Genomic DNA, 1,589 nt, shown 5'->3' with positions numbered 1-1,589 from the left:
CTTGATCTTTAACCTGTGCGGCGTGGACGGGGATTGACGGACTTCGTCTTCTTTGTAGCCGGTGTTTTGGCCTTCGTGGTGGTCGCGGTGTGGACGTCGTAGCGCGGGGTGGGGTGGGTGTTGCGGCGGCCGGGTGGCCGCCCTGGTCCTGGCTGGGAGGGTTTGGGTGCACCGGCCGGGCAGGCGGCCTTCGCGCGCAGGTGCCGAAACCCGCGGCGGACGCGGGCGGGTGACAGACGCTGCGGTGGTGCGGGTTTCTCCCAGGGGCGGCGCAGGTCGGTGGCGAGGGCGCGGGCCAGACGGAGCTGGGTGTAGGCGGCGAGGATCATCCAGGTCCATCGGTCGGCGGCCTCGGGGGTGCGGATCTTCGGGCAGGTCCAGCCGAGGGTCTGTTTGAACAGGCGGAACGTGTGTTCGATGTCGAAGCGGCGCAGGAACGTCTGCCAGAGCCGGTCGACGTCGCCCGGGGTGGCGTCGACGCCGGACCACCACAGCCACACCGGCTTCGGGGTCGCGCCGCTGGGCAGGTGCTCGACCTCCAAACGGATGACCGTTCCCTCGATGACCGGCAGCACCGTAGCCGAGTCGATCCAGGCGGATCGGTGGGTCAACCGTGGGTGCAACCGGTCCCAGGCTCGGGCCCACGCCGTGCCGTAGAGACGGGTATCGGCAACGGTGGCTGCGTCCGGTTCACCCCACGTGGCGGGATCACCGAAGACGAACTCGCCGCCGTGCCTGCGCGGTCGGCCGATCGTCCCGGCCGGCCGAGGCGGCACCGCCCGGCGTAGTACCCGGTCTGAACGCATCCGAGCGAGGATCTGCACGGGCAGGTCACGAAGGAGGAACGCAAGTCGGGGCGCGTCGTAGCCGGCGTCGGCCACGACCAGGATCTCCAGGTCACCGGCCTGCCACTGCCCGGCCGCGATCAGACGCCCCACGATGTCCCGCAGCTGCCCAGCGGTGACCGTGGCCGCGTCATCACCAGGCGCCAGCCGCACCGCGTCCAACGGCGCGGTCCACGAACTGCGGCCCGACTCCAGGGCCACGACCATCGAATACGGCCAGCCCGGGATCATGATGGTCTGATCCTTGCCACGACCGTAGGTGTGACACAGGATCCGCTGCGGAGAGGTATGCGCGTCCGGCCGCAACCAGCAGGTGATGTCAACCGCCAGGACGAGACGCCCATCAGCCGCCCGTGGCAACGGCACCGCCGCGAGGGACGTCCGCAACCGATCGATGTCCAGCCGCCCGCAGGCGAGGGCGTCATACAACGCCCCGTGACCCCGACGGTGCTCACCCACCAGCGACAACTCCACCAACGACCGGACCGGCCCGTCGGCGCACAACACCGCGTCCGTCAGGTCGAACAACGCGTCAGCCCGAGCAGTCAAGCAGTCGTAGAACTCTCGCCGGAACCCCGTCAACTCCCCGACGGCATCGGCCGGACCACGGTCATGCACACTGGTCACCAGAACAGCCCTTGGTTATCGATGTTCTTCCCTAGACAAGAAGATCATCGACCAAGGGCTGTTTCCGTGATCGGTCAGGGTCCCTACAGGACCCTCGGAGGTTAAAGATCAAGTTAG

Annotated in this window: 1 protein-coding gene; it reads right to left on the bottom strand. The window is 68.2% G+C overall.

Going from position 1 to position 1,589, the window contains the following annotated elements:
• Positions 1-8: 8 nt before the first annotated feature.
• The gene (locus tag ACFYOS_RS36395; protein WP_387151902.1) at positions 9-1,472 is read right to left on the bottom strand and encodes an NF041680 family putative transposase; all 1,464 of its coding nucleotides are present in this window, start codon (positions 1,470-1,472) and stop codon (positions 9-11) included.
• Positions 1,473-1,589: the final 117 nt, after the last annotated feature.

This window comes from Micromonospora sp. NPDC005806, assembly GCF_042871425.1.
In the GTDB taxonomy this organism is placed as follows: Bacteria; Actinomycetota; Actinomycetes; order Mycobacteriales; family Micromonosporaceae; genus Micromonospora.
Note: the sequence above shows the minus strand (reverse complement) of the source record. Positions and strands in the feature narration are given on the sequence as shown.